Below are 362 nucleotides of genomic sequence, written 5' to 3'. Positions count from 1 at the left end.
GTAGCGGCCCTCTGTCGCCCCTCTCCCGTCATTGGGAGAGGGGCCGGTTCCGGCGTTCGTAGCCCGGATGCAATCCGGGGAAAACCTGTGGCATACCTTCCCTGGATTTCATCCGACTACGCAGGCCTTGTGCATGGCCGATGATCCTCTGCCCATCCTCCCCGAGGTTCGCCTGGTCAGTCCCGGTGAAGCCCATCGCCTGTGCCGCTGCGGCCAGTCTGCGCAGTTGCCGGACTGCCCCGCCGGTTGCCCGCAATCCCTGATCCTGCGTCCCGAGCGCGAGCAGCGACTGTTGCTCTGCCGCTGCGGACGCTCACGGAGCATGCCTCATTGCGATGGCAGCCACAGCCCGCCGGCACCCA

Annotated in this window: 1 protein-coding gene; it reads left to right on the top strand. The window is 66.9% G+C overall.

The features are described 5' to 3' along the window. Positions 1–67: 67 nt before the first annotated feature. Positions 68–362, top strand: a 295-nt coding sequence (locus J0A65_RS26480; protein ID WP_206597158.1) for a CDGSH iron-sulfur domain-containing protein, incomplete at its 3' end; no start/stop codon positions are given.

The sequence above is a fragment of the Bowmanella yangjiangensis genome (genome assembly GCF_017255015.1).
Taxonomy (GTDB): Bacteria; Pseudomonadota; Gammaproteobacteria; order Enterobacterales; family Alteromonadaceae; genus Bowmanella; species Bowmanella yangjiangensis.
Note: the sequence above shows the minus strand (reverse complement) of the source record. Positions and strands in the feature narration are given on the sequence as shown.